Here is a 17,002-nt window from a genome sequence, read left to right on the forward strand (position 1 = left end):
GCAATCGCCAGCAGGCTGGCTCCCACAGGGAAATGCATTCCAAACTGTGGGAGCCAGCCTGCTGGCGATGCTTTTAGTGCTTGAACATCACATGCCGAACGACGGTGTAGTCCTCAAGCCCGTACATGGACATGTCCTTGCCATAGCCGGACAGTTTCTGACCTCCGTGAGGCATTTCGCTGACCAGCATGAAGTGCGTATTGACCCAGGTGCAGCCGTACTGCAAACGCGCCGACAGGCGATGAGCGCGGCCGACGTCGGCGGTCCACACGGAGGAGGCCAGGCCGTAGTCCGAATCGTTGGCCCAGCCCAGCACCTGTGTTTCATCGCTGAATTTAGTCACCGAGACCACCGGCCCGAACACTTCACGGCGCACGATTTCGTCGTCCTGTTGTGCATCGGCCAACACCGTCGGTTCGAAGAAGTAGCCATTGCCCTCAACCGCCTTGCCGCCAGTGATCAAACGAATGTGCGGCTGGGCAACGGCGCGCTCGACGAAACCGGTCACGCGGTCGCGGTGTTGCGCGGTGATCAGCGGGCCGAGTTCGGTCGACGGATCATCCTGCAAGCCGTACTTGATGCTGCTGACGGCGGCGCCGAGTTTCTCCACGAACTTGTCGTAGATGCCTTCCTGGGCATAGATGCGGCAGGCGGCGGTGCAGTCCTGGCCTGCGTTGTAGAAACCGAAGGTGCGGATGCCTTCGACGGCGGCATCGATGTCGGCGTCGTCGAAGATGATCACCGGGGCCTTGCCGCCCAGTTCCATGTGCATGCGTTTGACGCTGTCGGCGGTGCTGGAAATGATGTTCGAACCGGTGGCGATCGAACCGGTCAGCGACACCATGCGCACTTTCGGGTGGGTCACCAGTGGACTGCCGACGGTAGGACCACGGCCGAACACCAGGTTGAGTACACCGGCCGGGAAAATCTCCGACGCCAGTTCGGCCAGACGCAGGGCGGTCAGCGGGGTTTGTTCCGACGGCTTGAGTACCACAGTATTACCGGCGGCCAGGGCCGGGGCGATTTTCCAGGCGACCATCATCAGCGGGTAGTTCCACGGTGCGATGGAAGCGATCACGCCCACCGGGTCGCGGCGGATCATCGAGGTGTGCCCCGGCAGGTACTCGCCACCGGCTGAACCGCTCATGCAGCGGCTGGCGCCGGCGAAGAAACGGAACACGTCGGCAATCGCCGGGATCTCGTCGTTCAGTGCGGCGCTGTAGGGTTTGCCGCAGTTGTCCGATTCCAGTTTGGCCAGCTCTTCGCCGTGGGCCTCGATGACATCGGCGAGTTTGAGCAGCAGCCGTGAACGCTCTTTCGGCGGGGTTTGCGACCAGCTGTCGAACGCGGCGTCGGCAGCGCGTACGGCGGCATCGACCTGGGCCTCGCTGGCTTCGTTGATTTCCACCAGCACACGACCCAAAGCCGGGTTGAAGACGGGTTGGGCGGGGCCTTCGCCGTCGAGCAGTTGGCCGTTGATCAAGAGTTTGGTTTGCATGGCTTTGTCCTCACTAACACTTTTATTGTTCTGCTTGAACCGGCCCCCTGTAGGAGCGAGCCTGCTCGCGATGGTCTCAAACACACCGCGTTGAACCAGACTGAACGCGTCTTCGTTCACGTCCATCGCGAGCAGGCTCGCTCCTACAGGGGATGTTGGTTGTCGGTTACTTCCCACCACTGCCCGCCACACTCTCACCACCCCGCGTCAGGTAATAGGCACCAAGAATCGGCAGCATGGTCACGATCATCACCAGCATCGCCACGACGTTGGTCACCGGCACGTCCCGTGGGCGGCTGAGCTGGTTGAGCAGCCACAACGGCAGGGTGCGTTCATGGCCGGCGGTGAAGGTGGTGACGATGATTTCGTCGAACGACAGGGCAAACGCCAGCATGCCGCCGGCCAGCAACGCCGAGCCGAGGTTCGGCAGGATGATGTAGCGGAAGGTCTGCCAGCCGTCGGCACCGAGGTCCATCGAGGCTTCGATCAAACTGTGGGAGGTACGGCGCAAACGGGCGATGACGTTGTTGTAGACGATCACCACGCAGAAGGTCGCGTGGCCGACGATGATGGTGAACATCCCCGGTTCGATGCCCAGTGTCTTGAAGGTCGCCAGCAGCGCGATCCCGGTGATGATCCCCGGCAGGGCAATCGGCAGGATCAGCATCAGCGAGATGCCTTGCTTGCCGAAGAAATCCCGGCGATACAACGCGGCCGAAGCCAATGTGCCAAGGACCATGGCGATCAGGGTGGCAATCGAGGCGATCTGCAACGACAGCTTGATGGCTTCCAGCACGTCCGGGCGCGAGAACGCCACGCCGATCCACTTCCAGGTGAAACCCTTGGGTGGAAAACTGAACGCCGCGTCTTCGGTGTTGAAGGCGTACAGGAAGATGATCAGGATCGGGAAGTGCAGAAACACCAGCCCGCCCCAGGCTGCGATGCGCAGGCCCAAAGAAGCTTTCTCAGAGTGCATCGAAGGCCCCCAGTCGTTTGACGATGGACAGGTAGATGGCGATCAGCACGATCGGCACCAGGGTGAAGGCCGCGGCCATTGGCATGTTGCCGATCGCGCCTTGCTGGGCATACACCATGCTGCCGACGAAGTAGCCGGGCGGGCCGACCAGTTGCGGCACGATGAAGTCGCCCAGGGTCAGCGAGAAGGTGAAGATCGAGCCTGCGGCAATGCCCGGGACCGACAGCGGCAGAATCACTTGCGTGAAGGTCTGGCGCGGCTTGGCACCGAGGTCGGCGGAGGCTTGCAGCAGCGAGGGCGGCAGGCGTTCCAGCGAGGCCTGGATCGGCAGGATCATGAACGGCAGCCAGATGTAGACGAACACCATGAAGCGCCCCAGGTGCGAGGTCGACAAGGTGCTGCCGCCGACGCCAGGAATCCCCAGCACGAACTGCAGGACCGGTTCCAGTCCCAGGTGCTGCACGAACCACTGCGCCACGCCGCCCTTGGCCAACAGCAGCGTCCAGGCGTAGGCCTTGACGATGTAACTGGCCCACATCGGCATCATCACCGCGATGTAGAAAAACGCCTTGGTCTTGCCGGTGGTGTAGCGCGCCATGTAGTAGGCAATCGGGAACGCGATGACGGCGCTGGCCATCGACACGACGACCGCCATGCCCAGGGTGCGCAGGATGATGTCGAAGTTCGACGGCTGGAACAGCGCGGTGAAGTTCGCCAGGGTCAGGTCGGGTGTGACCGCCATGGTGAAGTCATCGAAGGTGTAGAAGCCTTGCCACAGCAGCACCAGCAATGAGCCCAGGTAGATCGCGCCGAACCACAGCAACGGCGGCACCAGCAGCATCGACAGGTACAGGTTCGGCCGGCGATACAACAGGTTGGAAAACCTGCGCAACGGCGAGCCGCCTGACGAGGTTTGAGAAATAGCCAGGGTGTTCATCTCACACCCCGCCTGCAAGGGTATCGTGCAACTGGACCATCGCTTCCCGCGCCCAGCGTGCGCTGAGGCGCTGCCCGGTCTGGTGTTGCGCGCTGCTGTCGATCCACTGGATGTTGGCCTGGCTGATGTTCAGGGTCTGGCCGTTTTCCAGTTTCAGTTCATAGCGGGTGGCGCTGCCCTGGTACTGGATGTCGTGCAGCAAACCGCTGACTTCGATCTCGTGACTGGCCAGCGGGCCTTCGGCGAAGCGCACGTGTTCCGGACGAATCGAGAACGGCTGCGGATGGCCACTGAGCTGCTTGGCCAGATCACCGCGAATCACGTTGGAGGTGCCGACGAATTCCGCCACGAAGGTGGTGGCCGGTTTCATGTACAGGTTGCGCGGGCTATCGACCTGTTCGATGCGCCCCTTATTGAACACCGCCACCCGGTCGGACATCGACAACGCTTCGGTCTGGTCGTGGGTGACGAAAATGAAGGTGATGCCGAGCTGGCGTTGCAGCTTCTTCAGTTCGCCCTGCATTTGCTCGCGCAACTTCAGGTCGAGGGCGCCGAGGGGTTCGTCGAGCAACAGTACGCGAGGACGGTTGACCAAGGCACGGGCCAGGGCCACACGCTGGCGTTGGCCTCCGGAGAGCTGCACCGGCTTGCGCTCGCCATAGCCGCCGAGGGCGACCATCTCCAGGGATTCCTGGGCGCGCTTGAGGCGTTCGACCTTGCCGATGCCTTTGACTTTCAAGCCGTAGGCGACGTTATCGCGAACGTTCATGTGCGGGAACAGCGCGTAATCCTGGAACACGGTGTTCACGTCACGCTGGTACGGCGGCAGGCCGGCGGCCTCTTCGCCATGAATACGGATGGAGCCTGCGCTCGGTTGTTCAAAACCGGCGATCAGGCGCAAACAGGTGGTCTTGCCCGAGCCGGACGGCCCCAGCATGGAGAAGAACTCGCCGTCCTGGATGTCGATGGAAACCCGGTCGACGGCTTTCACTTCGCCGAACTGACGGGAGACGTTGGTGAACTGGACTGCAAGCGTCATGGTGCGGTGCTCCAAAAAGGCGAAGGCCGTCGCAGCGGCCCTGCCTGGACTTCTGAAAAAACGAACATCTTTTATCGGTGGGCCGAGCACGATAGTGGCAACGGCGCTGATCAACTGTAGGAGTGAGCCTGCTCGCGATGAGGGCGGAACAGTCAGAATCGTTGTCGACTGACACTCCGCCATCGCGAGCAGGCTCGCTCCTACAGGGTGGGGCGGGTTATCTACCGCCCATGATCGCGATGTAATCCTGGGTCCAGCGGCTGTACGGCACGAACTTGCCGCCTTCAGCCTGTGGAGTTTTCCAGAAGGCGATCTTGTCGAACTGGTCGAAACCGTTGGTCTTGCAGCCTTCGGCGCCGAGCAATTCACTGCCCTGGCACGCCGCCGGAACCGCTGGCAGCGAGCCGAACCACGCCGCGACGTCACCCTGGACTTTCGGTTGCAGCGACCAGTCCATCCATTTGTAGGCGCAGTTCGGGTGCTTGGCCTCGGCGTGCAGCATGGTGGTGTCGGCCCAACCGGTAGCGCCTTCTTTCGGGATGGTCGAGGCGATTGGCTGCTTCTCGTTCATCAGGCCGTTGACCTGATATGGCCACGCACCGGAGGCGACTACGCCTTCGTTCTTGAAGTCGCTCATTTGCACAGTGGTGTCGTGCCAGTAGCGGTGGATCAACGGCTGCTGGGCGCGCAGCAGGTCGAGTACGGCCTTGTACTGGGCTTCGGTCAGTTCATAGGGGTTCTGGATGCCCAGTTCCGGCTTGGCGGTCTTCAGATACAGCGCCGCGTCGGCGATGTAGATCGGGCCGTCATAGGCCTGCACGCGGCCCTTGTTCGGCTTGCCGTCCGGCAGGTTTTCCGCATTGAACAGCACGCCCCAGCTGGTGGGCGGGGTCTTGAACACGTTGGTGTTGTACATCAACACGTTCGGGCCCCACTGATACGGGGCGCCGTAGGTCTGCTTGTTGACCACGTACCAGGGTCCATCCTTGAGGCGCGGGTCGAGGTTTTTCCAGTTCGGGATCAACGCGGTGTTGATCGGTTGCACACGCTTGCCGACGATCAGGCGCAGGGACGCGTCGCCGGACGCCGTGACCAGGTCGTAGCCGCCCTTGGCCATCAGGCTGACCATTTCATCGGAGGTGGCAGCGGTCTTGACGTTGACCTTGCAGCCGGTTTCCTTCTCGAAACCGGTTACCCAGTCGTAGGCCTTGTCACTCTCGCCACGTTCGATGTAGCCAGGCCAGGCCACAATATCCAGTTGGCCTTCGCCCGCCCCGACAGCTTTGAGCGGCTCGGCGGCCTGGACACTGGCGCTGGCCAGCAGCGCGGTGGTGATTGCACTGAGCAGTGCGGTCTTGTGCACGGACATGGGAATTCCCTCTTCTTTAATTATGGTCGGGGCAGTGTCTTGAACGTGGTGAAGCGCGCCGTTGGTGGCTTGTTATTAGCGTAGTCAGAGATGCTCGCCATGGCGGGCCATGATGTGCCGCACCACGCTGTAGTCCTGAAGCGAATCGCTGGACAGGTCTTTGCCGTAGCCCGAGCGTTTCAGGCCGCCATGGGGCATTTCGCTGACCAGCATGAAATGGCTGTTGATCCAGGTGCAGCCGTACTGCAAGCGCGCCGCGACCTGCATGGCCTTGTCGAGATTCTGGGTCCAGACCGACGAAGCCAGGCCGTATTCAGAATCGTTGGCCCAGTCCACCGCTTGTTCCAGCTCATCGAAGCGGGTCACGGTGACCACCGGCCCGAACACTTCGCGCTGGACGATCTCGTCACTTTGCTTGCAACCGGCGAGCAGGGTCGGCTGGTAATAGAAGCCGGCGCCGGAATGCACCGCCGCGCCGGTCACCCGCTCGATGTGCGGCTGGCCGAGGGCACGCTCGACAAAACTGGCCACGCGGTCACGCTGGCGGGTGCTGATCAGCGGGCCGATTTCGTTGTCGGCGTCGCGTTTACCGGCGAAGCGCAGGCTGCTGACCGCCGCGCCGAGCTCGGCCACCAGGCGGTCATGAATCCCGGCCTGGGCATAAATGCGGCAAGCGGCGGTGCAATCCTGGCCGGCGTTGTAATAGCCGTAGGTGCGTACGCCTTCGACCACGGCCTGAATGTCGGCATCGTTGCAGACGATCACCGGGGCCTTGCCGCCGAGTTCGAGGTGGGTACGCTTGAGTGTTTTCGATGCGGCCTGAAGAATCTTCTGGCCGGTGACGATATCGCCGGTTAGCGACACCATGCGCACTTTTGGATGGCTGACCAAATGGCTGCCAACGCCTTCGCCGCCACCGCAAACGATGTTGATCACACCCCGTGGCAGGATTTCGGCGAGTGCCGGGGCCAGGGCCAGGATCGACAACGGCGTGTGTTCCGACGGCTTGAACACCAGGGTGTTGCCGGCGGCGAGGGCCGGGGCGATCTTCCACGCGGCCATCATGATCGGGTAGTTCCACGGCGCGATCGACGCCACGACCCCGATAGGATCGCGCCGGACCATGCTGGTGTAGCCCGGCAGGTATTCGCCGCTGAGCTGGCCGGTCTGGCAACGCACGGCACCGGCGAAGAAGCGGAACACGTCGACCGTGGCGCTCAAGTCGTCCTGGCGGGCCAGGTGCAGTGGCTTGCCGCAGTTCATGGATTCGAGGCGGGCCAGCAGGTCGGCGTTTTTTTCGATGGTGTTGGCGATCTCCAGCAGCAGGTTCGAGCGTTGCTGTGGCGTGGTCCGCGACCAGTTGGCAAAGGCGCGGTGGGCGGCGAGGATGGCGGCTTCGACTTGCTCGGTGCTGGCTTCGGCGATCTGCGTCAGGACTTCGCCGGTGGCCGGGTTGAGGATCGGCTCGACAAAGCCTTGCCCGGCGACCAGTTCACCATCGATCAACAGTGCGGTGAACAACGGGGTCTGCGCGCCAGCCATTTTTCGGGTTCTCGTTTTTTGTGTGGCTTGTTGTGTAGACATGGCAGCGCTCCCTGTGACTGGGGCCCGGCCGTCTTTATTAGATGCAACAAGACTAGTTCGCGGACCCGAGGACAACAAATACTAAATACTGAAGGTGGCGTTCGATTAAATAGATGGCTTGCGCCCGCCGTGGGGTTGTTCGCGAGCGACCGTAAGGAAGGGGTCTACCAGTGCCGGCCGCGCGGTGCCGCGACGCCAGGCCAGGCCGACATCCAGGGTCTGGCTGAGGTCGGCGATCGGTCGCGCTTCGATGATGTCGCCCTCCAGTGACCACGGGCGATAGGTCATGTCGGGCTGGATCGATACGCCCAATCCGGCGGCCACCAGGCTTCGCACCGCTTCGGTCGAAGCTGTGCGCAGGGTGATGCGCGGTTGCAGGGAGGCTGCCGACCACATGCGCTGGGCGTTGCGGTCCATTTCATCGACGTTCAGTTGAATCAATGGCTCGCGGGCCACGTCGGCGAGGTTGATGCTGTCGTGTTCCAGCAACGGGTGCTGGGCCGGCAGCCATAGTCGGTGCGGCGAGTGGGTCAGCACTTCGGTCTGCAAAGCGTGGCGGTCTTCGAGATTGGAGAGGATCAACACGCCGACATCGATTTCGCCGCTGACCAGCAAATGCTCAATGTACGGGCGCTCATCCTCCATTACGCGGATTTCCACGTTGGGGTAGGCGCGCTGGAAGCGGGTGAGCAGATCCGCCAGGTAATAACCGGCCACCAGGCTGGTTACACCGACGATCAATTGCCCGGCGACCTGGTCGGTGCTCTGTTGCAGGCTGCGCTTGGCGTTATCCACGGTAGCCAGGATCAAGTGCGCCTGACGCAGGAATTGATGCCCCTGGTGGGTCAGGGTCATGCCTTTGGCGTGGCGGCTGAACAGGCTGACGCCGATTTCCTCTTCCAGTTGCTGGATCGCCAGGGTCAACGTCGACTGGGAAATGAACGCGGTTTGCGCGGCGGCCGAAATCGAGCCGGTCTCGGCCACGGCGATGAAGTGACGGATCTGACGCAAGGTCATCATGGGAAAGCACCCGGTGGGCTGTTTTTATCGATTGGCCAGAGTGTATATCGTTTTTTCTGATAGTCAGGTTCGAGCGGCAATACGCGCAATGCAACATCTGGAAGCACTCTCGCCCACGGGGCGTGGGCACTTTCGTTTTAGGCTGGTGGTCCTGGTTTAAGGTTAAACGTCTTGTGGAGGCGGTAAATGAACACCCGTGGATTGCTCGATCAACTACTCAAGTCCGGCCAGGACCTGTTGCAGAACAAGGCCGGCAGCTCACAGCAAAAGGGCGCGAGCGGTGGCAACGGTGCCCTCGGCAGTTTGCTTTCCGGCGCGAGTGGCGGGGCATTGGCGGCCGGCGCCATGGGCTTGCTGCTCGGCAGCAAAAAGGCCCGTAAAGTCGGGGGCAAGGTCGCGGTCTACGGCGGTCTCGCCGCGTTGGGCGTACTGGCTTATAAAGCCTACGGCAACTGGCAAGCGCAGCAGGGCGGCGCGGCCGGTACGGAACCGCAAACCCTGGACCGCGTGCCGGCCGCGCAAGTCGAGCTGCACAGTCAGGCGATTCTCAAGGCGCTGGTGGCCGCGGCCAAGGCTGACGGCCATGTCGATGAGCGCGAGCGTGCCTTGATCGAAGGTGAATTCACCCGCCTCGACAGCGACCAGGAGCTGCAACACTGGCTGCACGCCGAGCTCAACAAGCCGCTGGACCCGAGCGATGTCGCCCGCGCCGCCCGCTCCCCGGAAATCGCCGCCGAGATGTACATCGCCAGCGTGATGATGGTGGACGAGGAAAACTTCATGGAGAAGGCCTACCTCGATGAGCTGGCGCGCCAGCTCAAGCTCGAGCCGGGGTTGAAAGCCGAGCTGGAGAAGCAGGTTCGCCAGGCTTCCCTGTAAACCTTCAATCCGTTATCGCGAGCAAGCTCGCTCCCACAAAGAAGTCAAATGTGGGAGCGAGCCTGCTCGCGATGGCGTTTTCAGCCGCCCCACCGCCCCAATGGCCATTGCACGGCCCCTTTCTGCCCAATCACCCCTGGCACCCATCCCCTCCATTAGCGGACAGTCCCAACCCTGAGCCCATCCCGCCTTTTTTCAACGGGATGCGAAGTGGCGCGCATCCGTCTTATAAATGAAACACCGCCCTCGGCTATACTCCCCGCATTTCGAATCAGGCCCGAGGATTGACTGTGAAGAACTGGACGTTGCGCCAACGCATTTTGGCGAGCTTTGCGGTGATTATCACCATCATGTTGCTGATGGTGGTCGTGTCGTATTCCCGTTTATTGTCGATTGAGTCCAGTGAGAGCGTTGTGCGCTCGGACAGTGTTCCCGGGATTCACTACAGCTCCCTGATTCGCGGTGCCTGGGTCGATGATTACGTGCTGACCCAGCAACTGGTCGGGCTGGGGGGTGGTCGAGGCCTGACCCAGGCTGACAAGGAGATGTACCAGGGTATTGAGGAACGGCTGCAACGCGCGATGGCCAGCTACCAGGGCACCATCTTCGAGAAAGATGATCAGGCAAGGTTCGAGGCGTTTGAAAAGCTGCACGATCAATATGACAAGCTGCTCGAAGAGGTGCTCGATGCCTACCAGCAAAAGGACTTCGAACAGGCCCGTCGCATCCTCGCCGAACAGATGACCCCGGCATGGGCTGCCGGCCGCAAACAGCTGGATGAACTCATTGAGTTCAACAGGGAGGCGGCTGAGGCGGCCACTGACTCGATCATTTCATCGGTAGCGATGGCGAAGCTGATCATGGTCATTTCGTTGCTGGTCGCAGTCATTAGTGCCGGGTTGTGTGGTCTTTTGTTGATGCGCGCGATCATGGCGCCGATGAACCGCATCGTGAGAATCCTCGAAATCATGCGCACTGGCGACCTCAGCAGCCGCCTGAATCTGGAGCGCAAGGACGAATTCGGCGCGGTAGAGACCGGTTTCAACGACATGATGACCGAGCTCACTTCTCTGGTGTCCCAGGCCCAGCGGTCGTCGGTGCAGGTGACTACGTCGGTGACCGAGATCGCCGCGACATCCAAGCAGCAACAAGCCACCGCCACCGAAACTGCCGCCACCACCACGGAAATCGGCGCGACCTCCCGTGAGATCGCCGCCACTTCCCGGGATCTGGTGCGCACCATGACCGAGGTCTCCACCGCCGCCGATCAGGCTTCAGTGGCCGCCGGCTCCGGACAACAGGGCCTGGCGCGCATGGAGGAAACCATGCACTCGGTGATGGGCGCGGCCGATCTGGTCAACGCCAAGCTGGCGATCCTCAACGAGAAGGCCGGCAACATCAATCAGGTGGTGGTGACCATCGTCAAGGTTGCCGACCAGACCAACCTGTTGTCGCTCAACGCCGCCATCGAGGCCGAGAAGGCCGGGGAATACGGACGCGGTTTTGCCGTGGTCGCCACCGAAGTGCGGCGTCTGGCGGACCAGACGGCGGTGGCCACCTACGACATCGAACAAATGGTGCGCGAGATCCAGTCGGCGGTGTCGGCCGGGGTGATGGGCATGGACAAGTTCTCTGAAGAAGTGCGCCGCGGCATGTCCGAGGTGCAGCAAATCGGCGAGCAGTTGTCGCAGATCATCCATCAGGTTCAGGCGTTGGCGCCGCGGGTGTTGATGGTCAACGAAGGCATGCAGGCCCAGGCCACGGGCGCGGAGCAGATCAACCATGCGCTGGTGCAGTTGGGCGATGCCAGCAGCCAGACGGTCGAGTCTCTGCGCCAGGCCAGTTTCGCCATCGATGAGCTGAGCCAGGTGGCCGTCGGGCTGCGCAGCGGCGTTTCGCGATTCAAAGTCTGATGAGCGAAATCACGGCCAAACGCTCTGTCGTGACGCAGGCGCTGCATGCCTTGTTTCTGGTGTTTCGCATCGGCAACGAGCGCTATGCCTTGAAGGCTGTCGAAGTGGCTGAAGTGTTGCCGCGTCTGCCCTTGAAGCCCATCCCCCATGCCCCCGCCTGGGTCGCCGGGGTGTTCGCCTATCGGGGCACCGTAGTGCCGGTGATCGACTTGAGCGCACTGACCTTTGGTACGCCTGCACAGGCCCGTACCAGCACGCGACTGGTGCTGGTCAACTATCACCCGGATGAATCCTCCGAGTCGCAGCTACTCGGGTTGATTCTGGAACAGGCGACTGACACCTTGCGCTGCGATCCGGCGGATTTTCAGCCCTACGGCCTGGACAATCGCCAGACGCCTTACCTCGGGCCCGTCCGCAAGGACGAACAGGGTTTGCTGCAATGGGTACGGGTCGGCGATCTGCTGGACGATCAGGTGCGCGCCTTGTTGTTTCCCTCGCCGCCAATGGATCCGGCGCTGCTGCAGGAGCGGCCATGAACAGCGACCAGCGTTTTTTCGACTTCCTCAAGGAAACTATCGGACTGGACGTAACCTCGGTAGGGCCTGCGATCATCGAGCGAGCGGTGCGCCAGCGCAGCATCGTTTCGCAAGCAGTGTCGGCCGATGAATATTGGCGCACCCTGCAGGGCTCGCGGGACGAGCAGCAGGCATTGATCGAAGCGGTGATCGTTCCGGAAACCTGGTTCTACCGCTATCCGGAATCCTTCGTCACCCTGGCGAAACTGGCGGGCAAGCGTCTGGCCGAGATCAACAACCTGCGCGCACTGCGAATTCTCAGCCTGCCGTGCTCCACCGGCGAAGAACCGTACTCGATCGCCATGGCGTTGCTCGATGCCGGGCTCAAACCGCACCAGTTCAAGGTCGATGGCCTGGACGTCAGCCCGTTGTCAGTGGAAAAAGCCCGGCGGGCGTTGTACGGCAAGAATTCCTTTCGGGGTGACGAGATTGCGTTTCGCGACCGTCATTTCATCGTCGAAGGCGAGAGCTATCGCCTCGATCAGCGGGTGCTCGAGCAAGTGCGACTGCAGGTCGGCAACCTGCTGGACCCGGCCTTGCTGGCCGGTGAGCCGCCCTTCGATTTCGTGTTTTGTCGCAACCTGCTGATCTATTTCGACCAGCCGACCCAGAAGCAAGTCTTCGAAGTGCTCAAGTGCCTGACCCACGTTGACGGCGTGCTGTTTATCGGACCGGCCGAAGGCAGTCTGCTGGGGCGTTTGGGGATGCGTTCGATCGGTATCGCGCAGTCCTTTGCGTTCAGTCGACAGGGGGCTGCGGACCCTGACCCCTTGCCGGCGTTCGTTCCAGCGCCGTTGCCAGTGCCGCAACCGCTGCGCAATCCACCGCCTGCGCCAGTGCGCAGCCGTTCGTTTGCCCAGGTTGCGCCGCTGCGGCCTGCGCCTGCAACCTCCGGCCCCGGCTCCGACACTGCCGCGCTGCTGGCCAATATCGCCGTGCTGGCCGATGAAGGCAAAAGCGCCGAGGCGCGAGCGGCGTGTGAAAGCTACTTGCGCAGCCATGAGCCGGTGGCCCAGGTCTTTTATTGGCTGGGACTGCTCAGCGATGTGGCCGGCAATACCCTTGAAGCCCAGGGTTTTTACCGCAAGGCGTTGTACCTCGAACCGCAACATCCCGAAGCGTTGATGCACCTGGCCGGTTTGCTGCAGGCCCAGGGCGACGCGATGGGAGCCAGACGATTACAGGAGCGTGCCGCCCGCAGCGCACGCGCCGCCGACAGTGAGCGTAAACGATGATCGCCTCCGACACCTTCAGCGTCACCCGGGATGCCCAGGCCATCGACGATTGCTGGAATCGCATCGGTATCCACGGCGACAAGTCCTGCCCACTGCTCGGCGAGCATATTCATTGCCGCAATTGTGCTGTGTATTCGGCGGCCGCCACACGCTTGCTCGATCGCTATGCGTTGCAGCAGGAAGACCGCGGGACCGTGTCCGTCACGGTCGAGAGCGAGGTGAAAACCCGCTCGCTGTTGATGTTCCGTCTGGGTGAAGAGTGGCTGGGGCTCGCGACCCGTAGCCTGGTCGAGGTGGCGCCGCTGCAAGCGATTCACTCTTTGCCGCATCAACGTTCCCGGGCCTTGCTCGGCGTGGCGAATGTGCGCGGCGCACTGGTCGCCTGTCTGTCGCTGGTGGAACTGCTCGGGCTCGACGGCGCCAGCAGCATGGCCACCGGTGCACGGGTCATGCCGCGCATGCTGATCATCGCGGCCCACGGCGGGCCGGTGGTGGTGCCGGTGGACGAAGTCGACGGGATTCACGCCATCGACGAGCGCACCCTCGATGCCGCATCGCGCTCGGGTGCTCAGGCCAGCGCCAAATACACCCGTGGCGTGTTGCAATTCAAAGGTCGCAGCCTGCGTTGGCTGGATGAAGAACAGCTGCTGTCCGCCGTGACCCGGAGCCTCACATGACCCCCGAGCAAATGCGCGACGCCTCTCTGCTGGAGCTGTTCAGCCTGGAGGCCGAAGCCCAGACCCAGGTCTTGAGCGCCGGCCTGCTGGCGCTTGAACGCGACCCGACCCAGGCCGATCAACTTGAATCGTGCATGCGTGCCGCGCACTCGCTCAAGGGTGCGGCGCGGATCGTCGGTGTCGACGCCGGGGTCAGCGTCTCCCATGTGATGGAAGATTGCCTGGTCAGTGCCCAGGAAGGCCGCCTGTTGCTGCGCCCCGAGCACATCGATGCGTTGCTGCAAGGCACCGATTTGCTGATGCGCATCGCCACGCCGAACAGCACGCCGGGGGCCGCGGACATCGACGCCTATGTGGTATTGATGGCGCGGTTGCTGGACCCAGCGGCCTTCCTGGTTGCGGCTGTTGCACCGGTGATGGCCGAGCTACAACTCGAGGCACCCGCGCCCAAGGTCGAGCCGCCGGCGCCTGCAGTCGAACCGCCATCGGCGCCAGCCCCAAGCAAGTCCAAGCGCACCACCGAAAACGGCGAACGTGTACTGCGTGTCACCGCCGAGCGCCTGAACAGCCTGCTCGATCTGTCGAGTAAATCCCTGGTGGAAACCCTGCGGCTCAAACCGCACCTGGCGACCATGCAGCGACTCAAGCGCATGCAGAGCAACAGCCTGCGCGCACTGGAGAATCTCAATGTGCATCTCAAGGATCACGTCTTGAGCCTGGAGGCTCAGGAGACCCTTGAGGATGCGCGACGATTGCTCGCGCAATCCCAGCAACTGCTCATGGAAAAGAACGCCGAACTCGATGAGTTCGCCTGGCATGCCAGCCAGCGGGCACAGGTGTTGTACGACACGGCGTTGGCCTGTCGCATGCGGCCGTTTGCAGATGTGCTGACCGGGCAGGTGCGGATGGTCCGGGATCTGGGGCGCGATCTGGGCAAACAGGTGCGGCTGGAAATTGAAGGCGAAAAAACCCAGGTCGATCGCGACGTACTGGAAAAGCTCGAAGCACCGCTGACTCACCTGTTGCGCAATGCGGTCGACCACGGCATCGAAACCCCGGAGCAGCGCCTGCTGGCGGGCAAGCCGGCTGAAGGTTTGATTCGACTGCGCGCTTCTCATCAGGCCGGTTTGCTGGTGCTCGAATTGAGCGATGACGGCAACGGCGTGGACCTGGAAAAGGTCCGTCGCAGCATTGTTGAACGAAGTTTGTCGCCCGCGCAAACCGCTGCTCAGTTGAGTGAAGAGGAGTTGCTGACGTTCCTGTTCCTGCCCGGTTTCAGTCTGCGCGACACAGTCACCGAGGTGTCCGGTCGCGGCGTCGGCCTGGATGCGGTGCAGCACATGGTCCGGCAGTTGCGCGGCGCGGTGGTGCTGGAGCAGGCGGCGGGCGAGGGCAGTCGTTTCCACCTTGAGGTACCGCTGACCCTGTCGGTGGTGCGCAGCCTCGTGGTGGACGTCGGCGACGAAGCCTATGCCTTCCCGCTGGCCCATATCGAGCGTATGTGCGACCTGGAGCCGGCGGATATCGTGCAGGTCGAAGGCCGCCAGCATTTCTGGCACGAAGGCCGGCATGTCGGCCTGGTGGCGGCCAGTCAGTTGCTGCAACGTCCGGCCAGCCAGAACAGCGGGCAAACCCTGAAAGTCGTGGTGATTCGCGAGCGCGATGCGATCTACGGGGTGGCGGTGGAACGGTTTATCGGTGAGCGCACCTTGGTGGTGCTGCCGCTGGATGAGCGTCTGGGCAAGGTGCAGGACATTTCCGCCGGGGCCCTGCTCGACGACGGTTCGGTGGTGCTGATCGTCGATGTCGAAGACATGCTGCGTTCGGTGGAGAAATTGCTCAATACCGGGCGTCTGGAGCGTATTGCCCGTCACAGCAATCAGATGGTCGAGGCGGTCCGCAAACGGATTCTGGTGGTGGATGATTCCCTGACCGTGCGAGAGTTGCAGCGCAAACTGTTGCTCAATCGCGGCTATGACGTGGCGGTTGCGGTGGACGGCATGGACGGCTGGAACGCGCTGCGTTCGGAGGATTTCGACCTGCTGATTACCGACATTGATATGCCGCGCATGGACGGCATCGAACTGGTCACGCTGCTGCGTCGGGACAATCGACTGCAATCGCTGCCGGTGATGGTGGTGTCCTACAAGGATCGTGAAGAGGACCGGCGCCGTGGACTGGATGCCGGGGCCGACTATTATCTAGCCAAGGCCAGTTTTCATGACGACGCCTTGCTCGATGCAGTGGTCGAGCTCATCGGAGGAGCACGAGCATGAGGATCGCAATCGTCAATGACATGCCCATGGCGGTGGAGGCCCTGCGTCGCGCCCTGGCATTCGAGCCGGCCCACGAGGTGGTCTGGGTCGCCGGCAATGGCGCCGAGGCGGTGCGCCAGTGCGCGCTGAACACGCCGGACCTGATTCTGATGGACCTGATCATGCCGGTGATGGATGGCGTCGAGGCCACGCGGCGGATCATGGCCGAGACCCCGTGTGCCATCGTCATCGTCACCGTGGATCGCCAGCAGAACGTGCACCGGGTGTTCGAGGCCATGGGGCACGGTGCGCTGGACGTGGTCGACACCCCGGCCCTCGGCGCCGGCAATGCCCAGGAAGCGGCCGCGCCGTTGCTGCGCAAGATCTTGAACATCGTCTGGCTGATCGGCGACAAGGGTAACCGCCCGCGCTTGGCGCCGACACCCGTGCGAAGTTCCGGCTCGCGCCAGAGCCTGATCGCCATTGGCTCATCCGCCGGCGGGCCGGCAGCGCTGGAGATCTTGCTCAAGGGACTGCCGCGTGATTTCTCTCCGGCCATCGTGCTGGTGCAGCACGTTGACCAGGTGTTTGCCGCCGGCATGGCCGAGTGGCTCGGCAGCGCCAGCGGCCTCGACGTGCGCCTGGCCCAGGAAGGCGAACCGCCGCAAAGTGGCGCGGTGTTGCTGGCCGGCACCAATCATCATATTCGCTTGCTGAAAAACGGCACGCTGGCTTACACCGCCGAGCCGGTCAACGAGATCTACCGGCCCTCCATCGATGTGTTCTTCGAGAGTGTGGCCAGTTACTGGAATGGCGACGCCGTAGGCGTTTTGCTAACCGGCATGGGGCGTGATGGCGCCCAAGGGCTTAAACTCATGCGCGAACAGGGCTACCTGACCATCGCACAGGACCAAAGCAGCAGTGCGGTATATGGCATGCCGAAGGCGGCCGCGGCCATCGACGCTGCCGTGGAGATTCGCCCGCTGGACAAGATAGCGCCACGATTGCTGGAGATTTTCGCCAAATGAGCACATTTTTCCTCATT

General features: G+C 62.4%; 14 protein-coding genes. 7 read left to right on the forward strand and 7 right to left on the reverse strand.

Annotated features, from left to right (window positions below; all coding sequences use genetic code 11):
* Nucleotides 1–73: 73 nt before the first annotated feature.
* The 7 genes from BSF44_RS08500 to BSF44_RS08530 all read right to left on the reverse strand — a co-directional run bounded on the left by BSF44_RS08500 (nt 74) and on the right by BSF44_RS08530 (nt 8,423).
* Entirely contained in the window at nt 74–1,498 is a 1,425-nt protein-coding gene (locus BSF44_RS08500; protein WP_095943160.1) for a gamma-aminobutyraldehyde dehydrogenase, read from the reverse strand.
* A gap of 166 nt (nt 1,499–1,664) precedes the next feature.
* Nucleotides 1,665–2,474, reverse strand: a complete 810-nt coding sequence (locus BSF44_RS08505) for an ABC transporter permease (RefSeq protein WP_015093712.1) — start codon at nt 2,472–2,474, stop codon at nt 1,665–1,667.
* Entirely contained in the window at nt 2,464–3,411 is a 948-nt protein-coding gene (locus BSF44_RS08510) for an ABC transporter permease (protein WP_095943120.1), read from the reverse strand. Before BSF44_RS08510 ends, BSF44_RS08505 begins: the two co-directional genes overlap by 11 nt.
* A gap of 1 nt (nt 3,412) precedes the next feature.
* Nucleotides 3,413–4,450, reverse strand: coding sequence for an ABC transporter ATP-binding protein (locus tag BSF44_RS08515; RefSeq protein WP_095943121.1), 1,038 nt, complete (start codon nt 4,448–4,450; stop codon nt 3,413–3,415).
* A 217-nt stretch (nt 4,451–4,667) separates the two neighbouring features.
* Nucleotides 4,668–5,819, reverse strand: coding sequence for a putative ABC transporter substrate-binding protein YdcS (gene ydcS, locus BSF44_RS08520; RefSeq protein ID WP_095943122.1), 1,152 nt, complete (start codon nt 5,817–5,819; stop codon nt 4,668–4,670).
* 84 nt (nt 5,820–5,903) lie between these two features.
* Complete coding sequence (locus BSF44_RS08525; protein ID WP_095943123.1) at nt 5,904–7,403, reverse strand: gamma-aminobutyraldehyde dehydrogenase; 1,500 nt, start codon at nt 7,401–7,403, stop codon at nt 5,904–5,906.
* A gap of 105 nt (nt 7,404–7,508) precedes the next feature.
* The gene (locus tag BSF44_RS08530; protein ID WP_007975056.1) at nt 7,509–8,423 is read right to left on the reverse strand and encodes a LysR family transcriptional regulator; all 915 of its coding nucleotides are present in this window, start codon (nt 8,421–8,423) and stop codon (nt 7,509–7,511) included.
* A 186-nt stretch (nt 8,424–8,609) separates the two neighbouring features.
* Between BSF44_RS08530 and BSF44_RS08535 the strand changes: the two genes are divergently transcribed.
* The 7 genes from BSF44_RS08535 (at nt 8,610) to BSF44_RS08565 (ending at nt 16,985) form a co-directional block, all read left to right on the forward strand.
* Nucleotides 8,610–9,302 (forward strand): tellurite resistance TerB family protein, encoded by a 693-nt coding sequence (locus tag BSF44_RS08535; RefSeq protein WP_095943124.1) that lies wholly within the window; start codon nt 8,610–8,612, stop codon nt 9,300–9,302.
* A 290-nt stretch (nt 9,303–9,592) separates the two neighbouring features.
* Complete coding sequence (locus BSF44_RS08540; RefSeq protein ID WP_095943125.1) at nt 9,593–11,215, forward strand: methyl-accepting chemotaxis protein; 1,623 nt, start codon at nt 9,593–9,595, stop codon at nt 11,213–11,215.
* Nucleotides 11,215–11,751: a chemotaxis protein CheW gene (locus BSF44_RS08545; protein WP_095943126.1), complete on the forward strand. Its 537-nt coding sequence runs from the start codon at nt 11,215–11,217 to the stop codon at nt 11,749–11,751. Before BSF44_RS08540 ends, BSF44_RS08545 begins: the two co-directional genes overlap by 1 nt.
* Nucleotides 11,748–13,025 carry a protein-glutamate O-methyltransferase CheR gene (locus BSF44_RS08550; RefSeq protein WP_095943127.1) on the forward strand — a complete coding sequence of 426 codons (1,278 nt, stop codon included), beginning with the start codon at nt 11,748–11,750 and terminating at the stop codon, nt 13,023–13,025. Before BSF44_RS08545 ends, BSF44_RS08550 begins: the two co-directional genes overlap by 4 nt.
* Complete coding sequence (locus tag BSF44_RS08555) at nt 13,022–13,702, forward strand: chemotaxis protein CheW (protein ID WP_095943128.1); 681 nt, start codon at nt 13,022–13,024, stop codon at nt 13,700–13,702. Before BSF44_RS08550 ends, BSF44_RS08555 begins: the two co-directional genes overlap by 4 nt.
* Entirely contained in the window at nt 13,699–15,978 is a 2,280-nt protein-coding gene (locus BSF44_RS08560; protein WP_095943129.1) for a hybrid sensor histidine kinase/response regulator, read from the forward strand. Before BSF44_RS08555 ends, BSF44_RS08560 begins: the two co-directional genes overlap by 4 nt.
* The gene (locus tag BSF44_RS08565) at nt 15,975–16,985 is read left to right on the forward strand and encodes a chemotaxis response regulator protein-glutamate methylesterase (RefSeq protein WP_095943130.1); all 1,011 of its coding nucleotides are present in this window, start codon (nt 15,975–15,977) and stop codon (nt 16,983–16,985) included. Before BSF44_RS08560 ends, BSF44_RS08565 begins: the two co-directional genes overlap by 4 nt.
* The last annotated feature ends 17 nt before the right edge of the window (nt 16,986–17,002 follow it).

The sequence above is a fragment of the Pseudomonas sp. ACN8 genome, from assembly GCF_002303925.1.
GTDB lineage: Bacteria > Pseudomonadota > Gammaproteobacteria > Pseudomonadales > Pseudomonadaceae > Aquipseudomonas.

Excerpts from the sequence above, each read along its gene's own strand:
- BSF44_RS08500 (WP_095943160.1), bottom strand. The coding sequence starts at position 1,498 with ATGCAAACCAAACTCTTGATCAACGGCCAACTGCTCGACGGCGAAGGC.
- BSF44_RS08505 (WP_015093712.1), bottom strand. The coding sequence starts at position 2,474 with ATGCACTCTGAGAAAGCTTCTTTGGGCCTGCGCATCGCAGCCTGGGGC.
- BSF44_RS08510 (WP_095943120.1), bottom strand. The coding sequence starts at position 3,411 with ATGAACACCCTGGCTATTTCTCAAACCTCGTCAGGCGGCTCGCCGTTG.
- BSF44_RS08515 (WP_095943121.1), bottom strand. The coding sequence starts at position 4,450 with ATGACGCTTGCAGTCCAGTTCACCAACGTCTCCCGTCAGTTCGGCGAA.
- ydcS (WP_095943122.1), bottom strand. The coding sequence starts at position 5,819 with ATGTCCGTGCACAAGACCGCACTGCTCAGTGCAATCACCACCGCGCTG.
- BSF44_RS08525 (WP_095943123.1), bottom strand. The coding sequence starts at position 7,403 with ATGTCTACACAACAAGCCACACAAAAAACGAGAACCCGAAAAATGGCT.
- BSF44_RS08530 (WP_007975056.1), bottom strand. The coding sequence starts at position 8,423 with ATGATGACCTTGCGTCAGATCCGTCACTTCATCGCCGTGGCCGAGACC.
- BSF44_RS08535 (WP_095943124.1), top strand. The coding sequence starts at position 8,610 with ATGAACACCCGTGGATTGCTCGATCAACTACTCAAGTCCGGCCAGGAC.
- BSF44_RS08545 (WP_095943126.1), top strand. The coding sequence starts at position 11,215 with ATGAGCGAAATCACGGCCAAACGCTCTGTCGTGACGCAGGCGCTGCAT.
- BSF44_RS08550 (WP_095943127.1), top strand. The coding sequence starts at position 11,748 with ATGAACAGCGACCAGCGTTTTTTCGACTTCCTCAAGGAAACTATCGGA.
- BSF44_RS08555 (WP_095943128.1), top strand. The coding sequence starts at position 13,022 with ATGATCGCCTCCGACACCTTCAGCGTCACCCGGGATGCCCAGGCCATC.
- BSF44_RS08560 (WP_095943129.1), top strand. The coding sequence starts at position 13,699 with ATGACCCCCGAGCAAATGCGCGACGCCTCTCTGCTGGAGCTGTTCAGC.
- BSF44_RS08565 (WP_095943130.1), top strand. The coding sequence starts at position 15,975 with ATGAGGATCGCAATCGTCAATGACATGCCCATGGCGGTGGAGGCCCTG.